At 39.9% G+C, this 18,801-nt stretch carries 15 protein-coding genes; 8 read left to right on the top strand and 7 right to left on the bottom strand.

The genetic code is table 11. From position 1 onward, the window contains the following. Positions 1-7: 7 nt before the first annotated feature. Positions 8-2,395: a 3-hydroxyacyl-CoA dehydrogenase/enoyl-CoA hydratase family protein gene (locus tag A4245_RS08070; protein ID WP_067727207.1), complete on the bottom strand. Its 2,388-nt coding sequence runs from the start codon at positions 2,393-2,395 to the stop codon at positions 8-10. Between the two features lie 456 nt (positions 2,396-2,851). On the opposite strand from A4245_RS08070, the gene A4245_RS08065 reads away from it, so the two are divergent. The 8 genes from A4245_RS08065 (at position 2,852) to A4245_RS08030 (ending at position 8,759) form a co-directional block, all read left to right on the top strand. Then, a complete protein-coding gene (locus A4245_RS08065) occupies positions 2,852-3,973 on the top strand; it encodes a metal ABC transporter solute-binding protein, Zn/Mn family (RefSeq protein ID WP_067727206.1) in 1,122 nt (373 codons plus the stop codon). Positions 3,974-4,116: 143 nt separating this feature from the next. After that, the gene (locus tag A4245_RS08060) at positions 4,117-4,872 is read left to right on the top strand and encodes a metal ABC transporter ATP-binding protein (RefSeq protein WP_067727205.1); all 756 of its coding nucleotides are present in this window, start codon (positions 4,117-4,119) and stop codon (positions 4,870-4,872) included. A 17-nt stretch (positions 4,873-4,889) separates the two neighbouring features. Next, positions 4,890-5,741: a metal ABC transporter permease gene (locus A4245_RS08055; protein ID WP_067727204.1), complete on the top strand. Its 852-nt coding sequence runs from the start codon at positions 4,890-4,892 to the stop codon at positions 5,739-5,741. After that, entirely contained in the window at positions 5,738-6,151 is a 414-nt protein-coding gene (locus A4245_RS08050; protein ID WP_067727203.1) for a Fur family transcriptional regulator, read from the top strand. The genes A4245_RS08055 and A4245_RS08050 overlap by 4 nt, the downstream gene beginning before the upstream one ends. Before the next feature lie 4 nt (positions 6,152-6,155). Next, on the top strand, positions 6,156-6,536 hold the full coding sequence (locus A4245_RS08045) for a fluoride efflux transporter FluC (protein WP_067727202.1): 381 nt from the start codon (positions 6,156-6,158) through the stop codon (positions 6,534-6,536). Beyond that, positions 6,533-6,877 carry a fluoride efflux transporter FluC gene (locus A4245_RS08040; RefSeq protein ID WP_067727201.1) on the top strand — a complete coding sequence of 115 codons (345 nt, stop codon included), beginning with the start codon at positions 6,533-6,535 and terminating at the stop codon, positions 6,875-6,877. The genes A4245_RS08045 and A4245_RS08040 overlap by 4 nt, the downstream gene beginning before the upstream one ends. A gap of 68 nt (positions 6,878-6,945) precedes the next feature. After that, positions 6,946-8,223, top strand: a complete 1,278-nt coding sequence (locus tag A4245_RS08035; protein WP_067727200.1) for a L,D-transpeptidase family protein — start codon at positions 6,946-6,948, stop codon at positions 8,221-8,223. Between the two features lie 98 nt (positions 8,224-8,321). Continuing rightward, entirely contained in the window at positions 8,322-8,759 is a 438-nt protein-coding gene (locus A4245_RS08030; RefSeq protein WP_067727199.1) for an SH3 domain-containing protein, read from the top strand. Between the two features lie 53 nt (positions 8,760-8,812). On the opposite strand, the gene A4245_RS08025 is transcribed toward A4245_RS08030, so the two are convergent. The 6 genes from A4245_RS08025 to aceB all read right to left on the bottom strand — a co-directional run bounded on the left by A4245_RS08025 (position 8,813) and on the right by aceB (position 18,517). Continuing rightward, entirely contained in the window at positions 8,813-9,616 is an 804-nt protein-coding gene (locus A4245_RS08025) for a VLRF1 family aeRF1-type release factor (protein WP_067727198.1), read from the bottom strand. 1,069 nt (positions 9,617-10,685) lie between these two features. After that, on the bottom strand, positions 10,686-11,984 hold the full coding sequence (locus A4245_RS08020) for a hemolysin family protein (RefSeq protein ID WP_067727197.1): 1,299 nt from the start codon (positions 11,982-11,984) through the stop codon (positions 10,686-10,688). A gap of 318 nt (positions 11,985-12,302) precedes the next feature. Further along, positions 12,303-13,796, bottom strand: a complete 1,494-nt coding sequence (locus tag A4245_RS08015) for a BCCT family transporter (protein ID WP_067727196.1) — start codon at positions 13,794-13,796, stop codon at positions 12,303-12,305. 332 nt (positions 13,797-14,128) lie between these two features. After that, positions 14,129-15,382, bottom strand: coding sequence for a C40 family peptidase (locus A4245_RS08010; protein WP_234402376.1), 1,254 nt, complete (start codon positions 15,380-15,382; stop codon positions 14,129-14,131). 256 nt (positions 15,383-15,638) lie between these two features. Then, positions 15,639-16,916 carry an isocitrate lyase gene (aceA, locus tag A4245_RS08005; protein WP_067727195.1) on the bottom strand — a complete coding sequence of 426 codons (1,278 nt, stop codon included), beginning with the start codon at positions 16,914-16,916 and terminating at the stop codon, positions 15,639-15,641. Continuing rightward, complete coding sequence (gene aceB, locus A4245_RS08000) at positions 16,916-18,517, bottom strand: malate synthase A (RefSeq protein WP_067727194.1); 1,602 nt, start codon at positions 18,515-18,517, stop codon at positions 16,916-16,918. Before aceB ends, aceA begins: the two co-directional genes overlap by 1 nt. Positions 18,518-18,801: the final 284 nt, after the last annotated feature.

Raw genomic sequence — 18,801 nt, 5'->3', positions numbered from 1 at the left:
CCCTTTGCTAATTACGTAATGGCTTTCCTTTTACAAGCATATGCTGCATTCTTGCCTGTGTAAGTGGTTCAGCTATGAGACTTAAAAATGCTTCACGCTCGAGATCAAGCATGACCTGCTCATCAATGAATGTCCCTTCCTTAATTCTTCCGCCAGATAAGACGTAGGCCAATTTTTCCGCAATCTTTACATCATGATCAGATGCATATCCACCGAATTGCAAGGATTTTGCGCCCATAACCATTGCTGCATATCCAGCATCACCGACCACTGGAATTTTCTCACGTTGCGGCTTTTTATAACCTGCTTTGGCGAGCGCCAATACACGCTGTTTTGCATCATATAAAAGATGTTCCGGGTTTGCACTGATGTTGTCATTTTTATCAAGGAACCCACTTTCCACAGCTTCCGCTGCCGAAGTCGATACCTTCGCTGTCGCTACTTTCTCGAAAACATTATTTGCTATTTTTGTCAGGTCAAAGTCCACGCCCTCCGGAAGATTGCGCAGCTCTTTCAAGTAAAGCTCCTTTGTACCTCCACCACCGGGAATCAAACCTACGCCAAATTCAACCAATCCTATATAGGTTTCCGGTGATGCCTGAATCGCGGCTGCCGGCAGAGAGACTTCCGCCCCCCCGCCAAGTGTCATCTGAAACGGGGCGGCAACTACCGGTTTTTCGGAATATTTGATTTGCATGGCCATATTCTGGAATTGCCGCACCACCATATCCAGTTCAAAGAAATTATCATCCTGCGCTTCCATGAGCATCATCGCAAGGTTGGCACCGACACAGAAATTCTTGCCTTGATTTCCAATGACAAGCCCTTCATAATTTTTTTCAACTTCTTCAATGGCAAACTTGACCATTTGAATGATGTCAAGTCCGATTGCATTGCTTCTTGAGTGGAATTCCAGCAAAGCGACACCGTCACCTATATCAATGAGACTAGCACCTGAATTCTTTTTGATGACACCATTTACTTCTTTTAAACGCTTTATATGAATCTCTTTTTTATTGAATTCTTGTTCTTTATAGGCACCTTTGTCATAGTAGTGAACAGTTCCTGCATCTGTTATGTAGAAAGATTCATGTCCGTTCTCAAGCATGGATATTACCCATTCAGGGACAACAGCTCCTTCTTGCTGCATTCTTTCAACAGACTCTTTAAGTCCGATTACATCCCATGTTTCAAAAGGACCAATTTCCCAACCGAATCCCCATTTCATTGCCTTGTCGATGGATACGACATCATCTGCTATTTCACCGAGCAGTTCTGCGGAATAAATCAGTACTGGCTTAAGTACGGACCATACCAGATCTCCAGCTTTATCGCCTTTCGCTGATACAAGCGTTTTCAATTTTCGGTGCGATCCTTTTTCTTGTTTTGCCAATTCTGTAGCCGGGGTCTTAAGCTTCTTTCTTTCTTCATATTCAAGTGTCACTGGATTTAATTCGTTTATGGTTCGATCTTTTTTAACAAAAAACCCTTTCCCGCTTTTTGCACCTAACCAGCCATTATCAAGCATTTTTTTCATAAAGCTGGGAACATCAAATACTTCCTTTTCGTCACCTTCAACTTGGTCATATACATTTTTTGCCACATGAATGAACGTATCAAGCCCGACAACATCAAGCGTACGGAATGTAGCACTCTTTGGCCTGCCAATGAGTGGACCTGTAACCGAATCTACTTCACCGATACTGTAACCGCCTTGTTGCATTTCCCTTACCGTTACAAGCAATCCGTATGTACCGATTCGATTTGCGATGAAATTAGGTGTATCTTTTGCCTGTACAACACCCTTTCCAAGTACATCTTCACCAAATTGCTTCATAAAGGTAAGCACTTCAGAATCCGTATGCTTTGTCGGAATTACTTCGAGCAGCTTCAAATATCGAGGCGGGTTAAAAAAATGCGTCCCAAGGAAATGCTTCTTCAGATCTTCCGAGCAGTCTTCAATCATCGCTTCCACAGATATCCCTGAAGTGTTTGAGCTAACGATTGTTCCTTCCTTTCGATAACGATCTATATTTGCAAAAACCTTCTTCTTCACTTCAAGATTTTCCACAACAACTTCAATAATCCAGTCAACCTCCGCTAATTTATCCATGTCATCTTCCATATTGCCGACCGAAATTAAATCAAGGTTTTTCTTCGTGGTAATCGGAGATGGCTTTTGTTTCAGTAAGGATTTTTTGCTACTTGATGCAATTCGATTGCGAACAGCCGGATAATCCAATGTCAATCCACTTTGCTCCTCTTCTCTCGTCAGTTCATGGGGAACGATATCAAGCATAATAACTGGTATTCCCAAATTCGCTAAGTGGGCAGCTATTCCGGAACCCATAACTCCGGAACCAAGAACCGCTGCACTTTTTATTGAATGCTTCATCATTTAGCCTCCAATGAAATTTGAATGAATGCTCATTCATTTTTTGAATAAAATAAAAAGACAGTATCCCTTTCTATCCATCTATTGTAACTATAATCTATTTTCTGATATTTCGCAATAAATTTAATTAGTCTTTTTAAGGATTTTTTGTATCTCTATCCGCTTCCCTTTTCTGCAGTCGGCAGATAAATCAGCGGGCGTTTTCCTTTACTACCTGATTGCTGGCAATCCATTAGGTAATAACATATATACCCCTGGCCAGAATCGGACACTTCCAGGCTGTTTCTCCCTTCCGAAACTTCCTTTAATGTACTTATTTTAGAATCTGAAGTCTCGCCGGCCTATATATGTTGGTTAAATTTTTATTAATCGTAATCATTACTATTTACAAACCGAAATCATTACGGTATGATATGAAAAGTAAAATAAAATTAAATTGAACGGGGTCGATTATGAATGAAAAACTTAAAAACTATGATTTTGATAATAGCCTTCAGTATAATGATAGCAGGATGTTCTTCAACCGATGAAGTAACATCAAAACAGGAAGAACAGCTGGAGATCTACACGACCATTTATCCTATCCAGTATGCTGTCGAAAGAATTGGCGGAGATACTGTGTCGGTTGAGACAGTTTATCCACCAGGAGTAGATGCACACTCGTATGAGCCGACCACGAAAGACATGACTTCCCTTGCAGACAGTACTGCTTTTATATATATGGGAGCAGGTATGGAAGGTTTTGCAGAAAGCGCCGCTGATGCACTAGCTTCACAAGATGTTAGCTTAATAGAAATCGGGGCCCACGATGAACTCTTCCATTCTGATTCGGAAACGGATGTTGAAGAGGAACACGCTCATAATGATCATGACAGCGACACTGAAGAAGCTCACGACCATAATGACCATGAGTCCGATGCTGAAGAAGCTCACGACTATAATAACCATGAGTCCGATGCTGAAGAAGCTCACGACCATAATGACCATGATTCCGATGCTGAAGAGGAACATGAAGAAAGTGAAGAAACAGATTCACATGACGGTCATAATCATGGCGATCATGATCCCCATATCTGGATTGATCCGCTTCGTATGATTGAGATGGCTGAAATAATTAAAAATGAACTTATAACATTAAATCCTGAAGATGAAGCATTATATAATGATAATTTTGCTGCATTGGAAGCAGACCTTTACGAATTGGATGAAAAATATAAAGAAGTACTGGAAGCAAAAGTTGACAAACATGTCCTTGTCTCCCATGCAGCTTTCGGTTATTGGGAAGAAAGGTACGGTATTGAACAAATAGCCATAAGTGGTTTGTCTACCAGCAGCGAGCCATCCCAAAAGGAATTGACGAATATCATTGACATATCCAGAGAATACGGCTTGGAACACATCATTTTTGAACAAAACACTTCCAGTCGTGTTTCCGAAATTATCCAAAATGAAATTGGAGCAGAATCACTAATGATTCACAATCTGTCAGTGTTAACTAATGAAGATGTCGATAATAATGAAGATTACCTTTCCTTAATGAATTACAATCTTGATATTTTGGATAAAGCTACAAAATAAACGGCAATCAGCACCTTATTTAAGGTGCTTCCTTTGTTTTTTTACGTTATTAGCGAAGCTGTTTTCTGCTGCCTTCCAGCATCGCTGCAAAGAAAGAAAAGCCACAAAACCTTCGAAGAAAACTTAATGAAAGAGGTGTTACCATGACAGAACCCGTAGTATCAATGAAAAATATAAACTACAGCTATGAAAATAAAAGTGTTCTGGAAAACATTAACTTTGAAGTTCCCCACGGCTCATTTATGGGATTAGTTGGTCCAAACGGTGGAGGGAAAACAACGTTAATAAAACTTATTCTTGGCTTGCTGAAACCAGATCAGGGCTCTATCCATATTTTTAATGAACCGATTAAAAAGCTGAAGGATCAGAACAAAATCGGATTTGTATCACAAAAAGCCAATACATTTAATAAAGGCTTTCCTGCAACCGTATTTGAGGTTGTTTCTTCAGGACTTACCTCAAAAATTGGCTATTTAAAATTCTTAAAAAGAACGGACAAGGCAAAAATCCTAGAAGCAATTAACCAAGTCGGAATGCTGGAATATGCTCATGAAAATATCGGCAATCTTTCTGGCGGACAACAACAACGTATTTTTATCGCTCGTGCATTGGTGAGTGACCCGGAACTAATTATACTTGACGAGCCAACTGTCGGTGTGGATTATGAGAATGTAAAACGATTTTACGAATTGTTGAATCACTTGCACGAGGTTCATCATAAAACCCTGCTGCTTGTGACACATGACACTGGTACAATGACCGAGTATGCAACAGATATTGTTTGTCTGAATAAAACATTACATTTCCACGGTAATCCCGAAGAGTATACTTCCCTTACCGAGAAAGACTTATCACAGTTTTATGGGCATCCTGTAAATATTGTCACCCATAATCATTAAAGTTGGAGGAACAACATATGCTCGCAGATTTTTTTCAATATGATTTTTTACGATATACATTTTTAACTGGATTGCTGATTGGAGTAATTGCACCTCTGCTCGGTACATTTATTGTCGTTAGACGCCTTTCCTTAATCGCTGATGCGCTCTCCCATGTGACATTGGCGGGAATCGCCTTTGGTTTGATGGCAGAGAAAAAATTCGGACTGATGATAGCTCCACTATACAGTGGAATGTTTTTTTCTGTCCTTGGTTCCGTACTGATCGAGAGACTTCGTTCCGTTTATAAAGCTTACCAGGAGCTTGCCATTCCAATTATTTTATCAACAGGTGTCGGGTTAAGTGTTATCTTTATATCCATTGCTGATGGCTTTAATACAGACTTATTTAATTATCTGTTCGGTTCTGTTTCTGCCGTTAGCCAAAATGACTTTTTTATGATACTAGGCATTACGATCTTTATTGTTCTCGTTGTTACACTTTTCTACAAAGAGCTCTTTACACTTTCATTTGATGAAGAGCATGCAACCATTACGGGGTTGCATGCAAAACGTATTCATTTACTTTTTATCGTCCTGACTGCACTAGTCATTGCTTCTTCCATTCGTATTGTCGGTGTGCTGCTTGTTTCTGCCCTTATGACATTACCTGTAGCAGCAAGCATGAGACTGGCCAAAGGATTTAAGCAAATGATGCTTCTATCGATATTGTTTGGAGAGCTATCTGTTATTATAGGACTTGTATCGGGGTATTATTTAAGTATGCCTCCAGGTGGTACAATCGTTATGGTATCCATTTTCATATTGCTCTTGTCCATCGGAATAAAAAGACTAAATTCCAAACCGAGGAAAGCGAGGAATTCAGCATGAACATTAATGAAGCGATTGATATATTGAAAAATAAAGGATATAAAACTACCGGGAAACGAAAAGACATTCTTGCATATTTTGAAGATGCTGATGGTTACCGGACAGCTAAAGACCTGATCAACTATTTGGAGTCAACCTATGACGGAATCAGTTTCGACACAATCTATCGAAATCTCCATTTATATGATGAAGTCGGAATTCTTGAATCGACCGATTTAAATGGTGAAAAACATTTTCGCATGAATTGCACACATCATCACCACCATCATTTTATATGTAATGTGTGCGGAAAAACGAAAGAGATAGAAGTCTGTCCGATGGATGAAGTGCAACAGTCTCTCGCAAATTATTCTATTGAAGGACATAAGTTTGAGATCTATGGGCTGTGTCCGATCTGTAAAGGAGCATAATCCAATGAAACCATTTCTTGCTATTGGTTTTGGAGGAATGCTCGGTTCAGGAGCGCGATACGGGGTATCCTTGTTGCTCGACACAAATGGATTCCCCCTTTCAACCTTAATTGTGAATTTAATTGGATGTTTCATGCTTGCCTACCTATTAAACAATACGTTTATAAAGCAAAGACTCAAAGCAAATACGTTCATTGCACTCACGACAGGATTGATTGGCTCCTTCACTACCTTTTCAGCCCTCGCTGTGGAATCTGTTCAATTATGGGAAACGAGTACAATCGCTTCGTTCGGTTATATCATCATCACTTTAGTTGGCGGTTTAGTATTTTGTTACCTTGGATTTCAACTAGCACAGAGAACCCGAAAGCAGGTTGCCAAATGAACTTACTTTTAGTAGCCATTGGCGGTTTCCTAGGAAGCATCGCCAGGTACTCCATTTCAGTAAAATTAAATAAACGGTTAATTGCTACATGGATCGCCAATATCTCGGGATCCATGCTTTTGGCATTTTCCCTTCATTTCTATATGCAAGGATTGATTTCCGATCGAACTTGGCTCCTTCTTGGTGTCGGTTTTTGCGGGGCATATACAACCTTTTCAACTTTTGGAAATGAGGTGCTGCAACTATTGCTGCATCAGCAATACATCCATGCTGGTATATATGTGTTAAGTTCTTTCACCGTTTCGATTTTAGCTGTTTTTATTACCTTAAGCTTATTGTAATGCTTTCCCCTCCCTGCATTTTGAATATTTCATGTATAATAACTGGGTAGGATGGAGGAGGAAACTAAATGAATAGGAAAAAAGGTATATTACTGGGTGGCCTTGCAATTATTTTTACTGCATTTATTTTATCTGTTGTAATTTTGCAAGGAAACTTTCAAAACACCCCAACAGATGCACAAAAAGACTCAGAGCATAGGCATAATGAATTTGCAGAAGAAACCGGGCAAAATGAACAAGAAATAAACAATAAGCAAAAAGAATGGAATCCTTCCTTAAAGAAGAAACCGGAAGAAGTAAAAGATGGAAATCCGGAAAATAAAGGTAAAACGGTAACCGAAAGTAAAGCTGAATCCACTGTAGAGGAAAAATCAGAATATCTTAGCTTTTCCACGAAGTATGTTACTGTTTCGTCTTTAAATGTCCGTAACGGACCTGGAGTGGATTATGATGTAGCAGGTATTGTAAAAATCAATGAAGAGGTCCAGGCGGCCGATTCTACCGTGGATGGTTGGATCCAAATCAAAGCTGGGAAACTTTCAGGATATGTGAATGATAAATACTTAGATGATGAAAAGACAGCTGTACAATATGAAGCTGCATCTACCTCCTCTATTGAATCAAAGCAGACGGATGAAATTATAGCTGATACATATGAAAAGGAAAATAAAAAATCTGAAGAAACACCTGAAAACAACCAAGAAGAAAAAACAGAAACAGTAACTGCTGAAACAGGTGCGATACCAACAAATGATGTGGATAAGCTAAAATCGATTGATGGAAATAATCAATTGATTCTAGTAACTGCCGATGGTTATAATACCAGCTCTGCCCGTGTCCGGACATTTGAGAGAAATACGGAAGGTAACTGGCAGCAGCTTTTGGATGTTTCCGGATTTATTGGTAAAAATGGTTTTGCCGACAATAAGGTTGAAGGGGATGGGAAGACTCCAACCGGAAAGTATACCATTGGCCATGCATTTGGCCGTGCAGGCAATCCAGGTACTAAATTGTCATACCGGGCAATTACACCAGATGATGTATGGGTTGACGATTCCAACTCCAGTCTGTACAACAGTTGGCAATCCAAATCTGAAACGAGTGACAAGTGGGCCAGTGCAGAAAATATGGATATTCCCCTATATACAAACGGTTTTGTAATTAACTACAATATGTCCCGTACTCCTGGCAAAGGAAGTGCGATCTTCTTTCATATTGCGAGTGGCCATACGTTAGGCTGTGTTGGGGTATCTGAACCGAATGTCCTTTCGATTTTAAAATGGCTCGATCCCGCAAAAAATCCAGTCATTATCCAAACACCTGCAAGTGGACTAGGAAACTATTAAGAAAATGAAAAGAACTGAACTGACAGCCAGTTCTTTTCATTTTGTTGTAAGTTCATGTATACTACTTCTAGACATTTAATTTATAGGAGAACTGAAAAATGAACCGAAAAGGAATACTATTTACAATACTACTTATTTTATCAGCAGGCTTTATAGCATTTGTAGCGATCATGCAACATAATTTCATGAATCCTGAGTTTCAGGTTAACAGTCAGTCTGGTTCAGCTAATGAACACCAGGACACAACGGAATCTGAGGATGATCATGAAGAAGAAGGAAGTGCATCCGTTGATGAAACAGACCGCGAACAAGCAGAGGAATCAGAAGAAGATAACAGGATTACTCATTCCAAACGAATCGTTAATGTAGACTCACTTAATGTCCGAAGTGGTCCGGGAACCGAATACGAAATTTCCGGTATACTGACACTTAATCAGGAAGTTGATGTTGAAGACGATGGAAGTGAATGGCTAAAAGTCACTACTCCACATTTTACAGGCTTTGTAAATGAAAAATATCTCACTGAAGAGCAATAAAAAACATCAAAGACAGTGTCTTATAAGCAGACACTGTCTTTTTTATAGCCGTTTTACCCAAAAACTTCCTTCATTACTTTCGTCTCTTCATGATCCAGCATGTTTTTCTGGATTACTTCATCGACTTGTTTGTTCATCTGATTTGACAATTCTTTCGATGCGGAAGGTTCACCGACAACGAATATTTTTTCCCATTTTCTATCCTTCGCCTGTTTATCCAGCTTTGGAGCAATACTTTTGTACCAGCGCTGCTGATTGGCTTCATATCTGGCCTCAAAGTTATCCTTTTGGATATTGGAAGAACCTAGACCGGTTGCAGAGTTAGCCTTCCGTGGCCCCTGCATTATTCTCCATGTCTCTTCTTCAACATCAAGTTCATAAGAAAGCGTTTCCTCAACCTGATTCAGATAAGAGTCGATTACTTTAATCTCATTTTGCTGCACGAGGATAATACCTGTCTTAGGATATGTTTCTTCAATTTGTTTAAGTTGATTCAATTCAGGTGTTTCCTGCCAGTAAAATTCATTTTCGACTCGCATTTGGACAATATCTGCATACCAGACTACCTCATCGGCAGTGGCAAATACGATAATTCCCTTTAATTGCTGTTGTTCATTTTCCTTAATGAATTTCTCAACTTTATTTTTCACAAGCTGAAAGTTTTTCAATTCCTCTTTGTCATTTGCCTCTTTTAGGTAACTTTCGAAGTTACGCATTCCATTTTTGAAATGGATTTTCCATTCTCCGCCTTGCTGGTCAGGGTCAGCCGGGTCGGTATTTAAGTACATGGTAAAAACTTTATTGCTGCCTTCCATTCTGACATTTTCCAACTCTTTTAACTTTTCATTTATAGCCATAAAGTTTTGATAACCTCCTAAAAGAAATTATATTAGTCATTTATCCGAAACCATATGGAAATAAACCTATACTACAAGGAACAAGAGAAACCAAATCTATCGTTCAGTATCTATTCCTTTGTCTCACTCTAATAAATCTCAACTTTCTTGGAGTGAAAAAATCGATAAGCCTGTTAGAATCAGGAGGCCATTTTGTTGCTTATTATTTGCGCAGTTGATATAAAATGCGACGTAACTTCTATTTGTGTTAGAACTTTGGCACGAATAATGGAAGCGAGATACTTCGGCGACCGCTCTGGGAAATACACTGCGCTTTCCACGGGCGGCTGGTGAGCCCCTTCATGCTAACGCATTTCAGTGTCTCACCTATGCCTTTCCTCCCGTTGGAGTCTCCGTGTATTTCCCAGAGCTGTTTAAGTTAGCTGCTAATAAACTGCATTCTTAATAGCAAAATCTAATTATACAGCTTCGCCAGTCCGGGTGAGCGGCGGGCGGTGACTCCTGCGGGAGAAGCACGTGTCCGAAGACCAGAAGAGTGGTTTTCTCTTCGGGGCTGAGGCCGTGCCCGCGGAAAGCATCCGCCCAGAGCGATCCCGGACGCCAGCAGATGCACATATCTCCTGAAAAAACCTAAGTTACTTCGCATTTTACACAAAATGTGAAGCATACTAAGCAACAAATATTACGAAAACAGCATTATTTTTATCGTGTTTAGAAAGACGATTAATGTGGCTGGCATTCTAAGTATGTCTCAGTTAAATGTTTAAACTTATTTTATTAATGTCAAAATTATTTAATCCAATGCGGAAATATATTCCTTTGAGCAACCATAAAAAGGCATACCTGGCTTGCAGGTATGCCTTTTATGAAAAATAAGAAAGTCCAAATTTTGGCCGCAACTAACTTTTAAACATAAACAGCCGCGTCCAGCTCCGGTTCCTAGAAACTCCTGTCATAAGCAATGGACATTCCAAGCGCAAAAACCATGCGCTTTCCAGTCCCTTGCTTATGCATGCGTTTCTAAACTGTCACCTCCGCTTTTGTTAGTCCAGCTCCGGTTTTGATGTCCCTAGACAATTTTAGCAATTTTAATTCGCTTTATCTGGTATCCATCTTTTTCATCGAGCACGAATTCATGTCCATCGAATTCCATGGAAGATCCTACGTCAGCGTCAAGATTCTTAGTAAAGAACCAGCCACCGATTGTATCGACCTCATCGTCTTCAAGCAATATACCCAGACGTTGATTTACTTCGTCCAAATTCAATTTACCTGAAACAAGTATCGTTTTCTCATCGATTTCCTCAATATCCGGAATTTCATCTTCGTCAAATTCATCACGAATATCACCGACAATTTCTTCTAAAATATCTTCTACCGTTACAAGCCCGGCAGTCCCCCCGTATTCATCATTGACGATTGCCATATGAATTCGCTCTTTTTGCATCTTTACCAAGAGCTGTTTAATTGGAGTAGCTTCTGAAACGTGGATAATTGGACGAATGAATTTTTCAATAGTATTTGGTTTATCCTCATCATACTGACCGGTGAAAACCTCTTTCAGATTCACTAAACCAATAATATTATCTTTATCTTCATCTGCTACAGGATATCTTGTAAACTGTCCATCACGAATAATTTCGATATTTTCTTCAAAGCTGTCCTCTTTTGAAAGATAAACCATTTCTGTACGAGGAACCATTATTTCCCTTGCCACACGTTCATCAAAATCAAAAATGTTGTTAACATACATCATTTCTGACTGGTTGATTTCACCACTCTTAAAGCTATCTGCAAGAATTAAGCGTAATTCTTCTTCACTGTGAGATTCCCCATGACCGCTCATAGGTTTTAATCCCAAAGAACGAGTTAAGAGTCGTGCCGAAACGTTTAAGAACCATATGAAAGGGAAAAGAAGCCGGTAAAATAAGATAAGAGGTCTCGCCACAAAAAGTGTGACCTTTTCTGCTTTTTGAATTGCAAGTGTCTTTGGTGCAAGTTCCCCAACTACAACATGCAGGAATGTTGCAATCGCAAATGAAATGGCAATTGAAAGAGTTGTTACCATTGCCCCGCTCATTGTAAACGATCCAATTAATGGATGCAGCATTCTCTCAAAAGCAGGCTCAGCTAAACGTCCAATCCCCAAGGTTGTAATCGTAATCCCCAGTTGACATGCAGATAAGTATTCATCCAAATGTGTAACGACCTGCTTAGCATATTTTGCCGACTTTTTTCCACTTTCAATCTGTGGTTCCAATTGAGTACTTCTCACTTTCACAATCGCAAATTCCGCCATTACGAAAAATGCTGTAAATGCAAGAAGCACAGCAACTGCAAGTAAGCTAATTATGGTATCTATATCCAATTAAGGTCCCTGTGCCACAGACACAAGGACTTCACCTCCTGATTTTCTAAAAATTAAGTTTTGTTCATTTTTAATAATCCGCACGTCGGTGATCCAACAAATGAGGTAAAATATACAAATCGTGAGTCATTGCTGAATCCCCTATATAGTTTTACCTTCCCATCGAATCACCCACTTCCCTAAAATGATTATAATATATTTGAATATATGAGTCTATATTTTATGAAATATTTAGGAAAACAAACTTATCCTGGACACATAGCGTGTCTGTCATTTACAACAAAGCAGCAGCTAATTGGTATATTAGCTGCTGCTAAATTATTTTTTATTTTTAAAGTCTTTCTTGATAAATTTCATGAACGATATCATCATCAATATCATAATTAATGTGAATGGTAAGGCAGAGGTCAGTGAAGCGGTTTGCAGTGCTTCCAGACCACCAGCAATCAACAACACTACTGCAATTGCTGTAATCAGAAAGCCCCAAATCATTTTTGTGACCAATGCTGGGTTAAGTGTCCCTTTAGAAGTCATACTACCTAAAATATATGTCGCAGAGTCAGCTGATGTCACAAGGAAAGTGAAAATCAGCAAAATGGACAGAACGGATAATATATTTGTTAAAGGCAGCACACCAAACGTCTCAAATAATGCTACTGTAACGTCTTCATTAACAGCTTCCGCTATTTGAGTTCCATTTATCAAATCACTGTGCAACGCTGTTCCACCGAAAGTCGCAATCCATAAACAAGCGATTGCGGGAGGTACTATGAGTACACCGAAAACAAACTGACGGATTGTTCTTCCTCTTGAGACACGTGCCACAAATGCACCTACAAATGGGGACCAGGCAATCGCCCATGCCCAGTAGAATATTGTCCAATCCTGTACCCAGCTACCACCTTCATATGGTGTCAATCGCAAGCTGTAATGTATAAAGTTATTGATATAATCACCAGTAGCCAAGACAAATGTCTCTAATATAAATACTGTCGGGCCTGCGAAAAAAACAAATACTAAGAGCACAAGCGCCAAACCAAGATTAATATTACTCAGCCATTTAATACCTTTATTTAAACCGGTGCTGGATGATATTAAGTATGCTACAAGCATCACTGCTGCTATTATAATTTGAATCCACATGGAATTTGGCACACCAGCTACCGCTGTCAAACCCCCGTTCATTTGCATTATACCAAGACCGAGTGACGTCGCTACCCCCATCACTGTTGCAATAACAGCAAGTGCATCTACTGTATTGGCAACAGTTTTATTTTTCCCTACTACCGGTTCAATCGCAATTGATATTAAACCTTTTTGATTTTTTCTAAACTGCAAATATGCTATAACCAATCCAACAATAGCAAAAACAGACCACTGACTTATTCCCCAATGAAAAAATGAGTAACCCATAGCTATCCGTGCAGCTTCGTCCGTTTGCCCTTGCAGATCTGGAAAAGGTGTCTCAAAATAGTGACTCATCGGTTCGGCTACTCCCCAGAATACGATGGATATTCCAAATCCCGCTGAGAAGAGCATTCCGATCCAAGTGAAAAATGGGAATTCCGGACTTGAATCAGGTGGACCAAGTTTTACCTTTCCATACTTACTGATGCAGAGGATTATAAGAAATAACGTAATAACAAACACAGCCAATAGATAAAACCAGCCAAAGTTACTCGTAGTAAAACTCAGTAAAGTTTCAGCAACATTACCAAATGCCACTGGTGCAACTGCTCCGATGATAACCAGAATCAGAATGATAATTGCTGATACAAAGAATACTGGATTAAAATAAGGTTTCTTTTTCATAATACTTCCTTTCCTATGTACGATTTTTATTTGTAGAACTATGTAATTAATTAGCTTATACTTTATAACCGTTTTTCGATTTATCTAAACCTTTTTAAAATCACCCCTCTTACATGTTATATTTTGCGTTTATAATCTGCAAGTATTCTATGTTTATATTCTTGTTAGAAAACTTGGCATGTGCCAACCCCTTTCGGTGAATGCCTTAGAAAACTTTATCGCCACCAAGCCTTTCAATGAAAGCCCCTTGGTGGCATTTATGCAGGTTGGTAAGTTTCAGACCTGTACAAAAAAATCCACCCCGCTAAGGATGGATTTTTTTGTTTGAATTTTTATCTTAAACTACGTACGTGGCCTGCAAAGTGTTTTGCCCAATAGCCGCTTGACATATCTGCAACTGCAAGGCCTGTTGAATTTTGTGCACCGATAAATTTACCGCCACCAAGATAGATGCCAACATGTCCGTTCGTTTTGTATGTGTTGAAAAATACAAGATCACCTGGCTGCATATTGTCAGGAGAGACTTTCGTACCGGTAGTTGCCAATCCTGTAGTACTGGATGGAATGGAGATTCCGGCCTGTGCAAATGCCCATGAGACAAATCCAGAACAATCAAAGCCGCTTAGGGTCTTACCACCCCAGACATACGGAGTTCCCAGATGTGAGAAACCTGCATTCATTGCTGTATCCAGGTTTCCGGAAGCTGCATTTGTACTAGTTTGTTTACTCAAGGTAGTAAGTTTTTCTTCTGACTCATTACTCTCCGAATCGCTCGCGCTGACAGAAGTGCTTGCTACAGTAACAGCCGGTGCTGGCTCACGTGCCGCCCTTAAACTTGCTTCGACGTCTTTTTCAAGTGTTGCAAGCTGGGAATCTTCCACCTGCAATTCTTCTTTTAGAGCAATTAAATCTTTCTCTTTCGTTTTCAGTTCTTCTTTTTTATTTTCATTTTCAGCTTTTTGGTCCTCAATTAAAGCAAGAATGCCATTGAGTTCAACTTCCATCTCTTTCAGCTCTTCAAGCTTTGCAATTACTGCATTTTGTTTCTCTTCCACCAATTCTTTATCTTCTTCCTGCTTTTTCATTAATGCATTGTCGGATTCTGTGATTTTATTTACTGCAGATACCCTGCTGATGAAATCACCGAAGCTTTGTGAACCAAAGATTACTTCCAAATAGCTGATATCACCGCCACTTTGCTGATAGGATACAGCACGTTCTTTCAAGATATCATATCGGATTGCAATTTGCTCTTCCAATGCTGCAATTTCCTCTTCATAAACAGCTACTTCATTTTCTTTTTCTGTAATATGTACTTGCGTTTTCTCCAATTCCTTCTGGTTTTGCTCCAATGCGATGTTTACTTTTTCTATTTCATTATTTAATTCTTCAAGATCAAGTAATACCTCCGCGATTTGACTTTCCGCGTCTGACAGGTTTTCCAGTAATGCCTCTCGTTCTTTCTGGATTTCGGATTGTTTTGCTTCCAACTCCTGTACGGATTCTGCCTGGGTGGTTCCTGTGATTAAAGTACTACTTAAACCAACCACTGCTACAGCAGTTAATGTCATGAGTCTCTTTTTCAATTTTCGTTTCCCCGCTTCCCTTTATCACACCGCAAAGCTCTCTATGTATGTGTATCTATGAATTTTTTTGCAGCTATGTATATAGTTTAATAGTCTTGATACTTCTCTAGGCAATATGTAGTACAGCATTCAAAAATGTCACCCATATTATAGTAATGTTACAGTTATATTTCAAAAGTGACAATAAACCTCTTTTTTCGTTAAAAAAAGTGCCTATCCGTTTTATTGGATAGACACTTTCTTTGCAAATATTGTTTTATCTTGTAAATTGTTCTGTTTCTGTGGACCCTTCAAGGGCAGTTGTTGAAGCAGTTCCCCCGGATATGACCTGTGCCACTTCATCGAAATAGCCGGTGCCAACCTCCCGTTGATGACGTGTCGCACTGTAACCGAACTGCTCACTGTTGAATTCGGCCTGCTGCAATTCGGAATAAGCTGCCATACCTTCATCTTTGTATTTCCGTGCCAATTCAAACATACTATGATTCAGGGCATGGAAACCGGCCAATGTTACAAATTGGAATTTATAGCCCATTTTCCCTAATTCTTTCTGGAAGTTAGCGATTTCATCATCTGTAAGTTTCTTTTTCCAGTTAAAAGATGGTGAACAATTATAGGCCAACAGTTTGTTTGGATATTGCTCATGAATGGCATCTGCAAACTTCTGCGCCTCTTCCATATTTGGTTCGGATGTTTCACACCAAATCAAATCTGCATACGGGGCATATGCCAACCCTCTTGCAATTGCCTGGTCGATTCCTGATTTCGTTTTGTAAAATCCTTCTGTTGTACGCTCACCTGTTATAAAGGGTTCATCATATGGATCTACATCATTCGTAATCATGTCAGCGGCATTTGCATCTGTTCTTGCGATAATAACGGTGGAGGTACCCATTACATCGGCAGCGAATCTGGCTGCAATTAGATTTTTGACCGCATTTTGGGTAGGAAGCAATACTTTCCCTCCAAGGTGTCCACATTTTTTCTCCGATGACAATTGATCTTCAAAATGGACTGCCGCAGCTCCGGACTCAATCATTGATTTCATCAGTTCAAATACATTGAGCTGTCCGCCGAATCCTGCTTCTGCGTCTGCGACAATTGGGGCAAACCAGTCAATTTCTTCATTCCCTTCCGAATAATGAACCTGATCTGCGCGCTGAAGTGCCTGGTTGATTCGTTTCACGACATTTGGCACACTGTTTGCCGGGTACAGACTTTGATCAGGATACATCTGTCCTGCCATATTTGCATCTGCAGCCACCTGCCAGCCACTTAAGTATATAGCTTTCAGCCCCGCTTTCACCTGTTGGACGGCCTGGTTCCCGGTCAGAGCACCTAACGCATTTACATAGTCTTCTGTATGAAACAAATCCCATAGCTTTTTCGCTCCTCTTTCTGCCAATGTATATTCTATGTCAATCGAACCCCGCAGACGGATAACTTCCTCTGCGCTGTATGGCCGCTCCACTCCACCCCAGCGAATATTACTCTCCCAATCCTTCTTCAGTTCATTTATACGGTTTTTTGACATCATTCATTTCCCCCTTTAATTAATTGGCCATATGCCGGTATTGTCAAGAATTCAGTGAAATTATCCTGTTTGATCAGCTTCTCAAAAAGCGATGCAGCTTCCACATAATTGCCACGTTCATAAGCTTCTGTCCCTACCTGTTTCTTAAGTTTATCCAGTTCCTCTTCCATCACTGCCATTACAAGTTCCAATGTTATTTCCCTTCCATCTGATAACGTTCCCTGTGGATGCCTGATCCATTGCCACACCTGCGCCCGAGATATTTCCGCAGTTGCTGCATCCTCCATTAGATTATTGATCGGAACAGCCCCTCTTCCGGATAGCCAGGCAGCCGTATATTGAATACCTACATTTATATTCGTACGAAGCCCTGCCTCCGTAATTTCACCGATTGGAACTTGCACAAGGTCCTCTGCCGTAACTTGGACATCCTCACGCTTATTCGAAATTTGATTCGGGGTAGGCATCACATTGTCAAATATGTCTCTCACAAGCTGCACCATACCGGGATGGGCCACCCATGTCCCGTCGTGTCCGTCATTTACTTCCCGCTCCTTATCCGTACGAACCTTCTGAAATGCTGCTTCATTCGCTGCTTCATCATTTTTCACAGGAATCTGGGCCGCCATTCCACCGATAGCTGGGGCATTTCGCTTATGACAGGTCTTGATTGCCAATAGTGAGTAAGAGCGCATAAATGGGACTTCCATCGTGACTGTTGACCTGTCAGGAAGGATGACGTTCGGATCATTCTGAAACTTTTTTATATAACTGAAAATATAATCCCATCTGCCGCAATTAAGGCCCGCAGAATGCTCCCGAAGTTCATATAAAATTTCATCCATTTCAAAAGCTGCAGTAATTGTCTCAATTAGAACCGTTGCTTTAATGGTCCCTTGTGGAATCCCCAGTTCATTCTGGGAAAAAATAAATACATCATTCCATAAGCGCGCTTCTAAATGATTCTCCATTTTGGGTAAATAAAAGTATGGTCCTGAGCCTCTTAATAGTAATTCCCTTGCATTGTGGTACAGATAAAGTCCAAAATCGACTAGACTTGCAGCCATTGATTTGCCATTGACTCTCAGATGACTTTCTTCCAGATGCCAGCCACGGGGGCGTACGATTAGTACAGCTGTTTCATCTTTCAAGGCATATTTTTTCCCGTTTGGAGCTTCAAAATCGATTCTTCTCCGAATTGCATCCTGTAAATTTATCTGGCCCTCCATGACATTCTCCCATGTTGGAGATGTGGCATCTTCAAAATCAGCCATAAATGTTTTGGCACCGGAATTCATTGCATTAACAATCATCTTTCGGTCAACCGGTCCGGTAATTTCCACTCTGCGATCCTGAAGATCTTTAGGTATCCTGCTAACGGTCCAATTACCGTCCCTTACGTTTTTCGTCTCTTTCAGAAAATCAAGCTTTTTCCCTTCATTAATTCTCTGTTGGATTTGGTGTCTGATTTCCAGCAGATTTCTGCGTCGTTCATCAAAATGGTTATGCAGTTTTTCCAAAAAATTCAGTGCTTCTGGTGTGAGCAGTTCTTCATATTGTTTTTCATGATGGATTCGTATCGTATCACTCTTCATTAACATGAAATCGCCCCTTACTGTTATACTATAATAACAGTTAATTTATTTTGTTGTATAACAACATATCCAAAAAAATTTAGTCCTCCTTCTTTGACAAACAGTAGTCACATTCCATTGTGTAACTTTTGGAATCCACTTCTTTTCCACACTCAGGACACGAAACTTTCTCATTTCTTCTCATCCTGCTTCCTCCTCTCTTATATAACAGTTGTTATATTATTTATTCTGTTACAAAACAGTTTATTCTACCTAATAAAAAATTGCAACCCCTTTTCTGAAATTAATTG

The organism is Oceanobacillus damuensis (assembly GCF_001618145.1).
Taxonomy (GTDB): domain Bacteria; phylum Bacillota; class Bacilli; order Bacillales; family Amphibacillaceae; genus Oceanobacillus; species Oceanobacillus damuensis.
The sequence above is the reverse complement of the archived record's forward strand: the minus strand, read 5'-3'. Positions and strand labels throughout refer to the sequence as shown.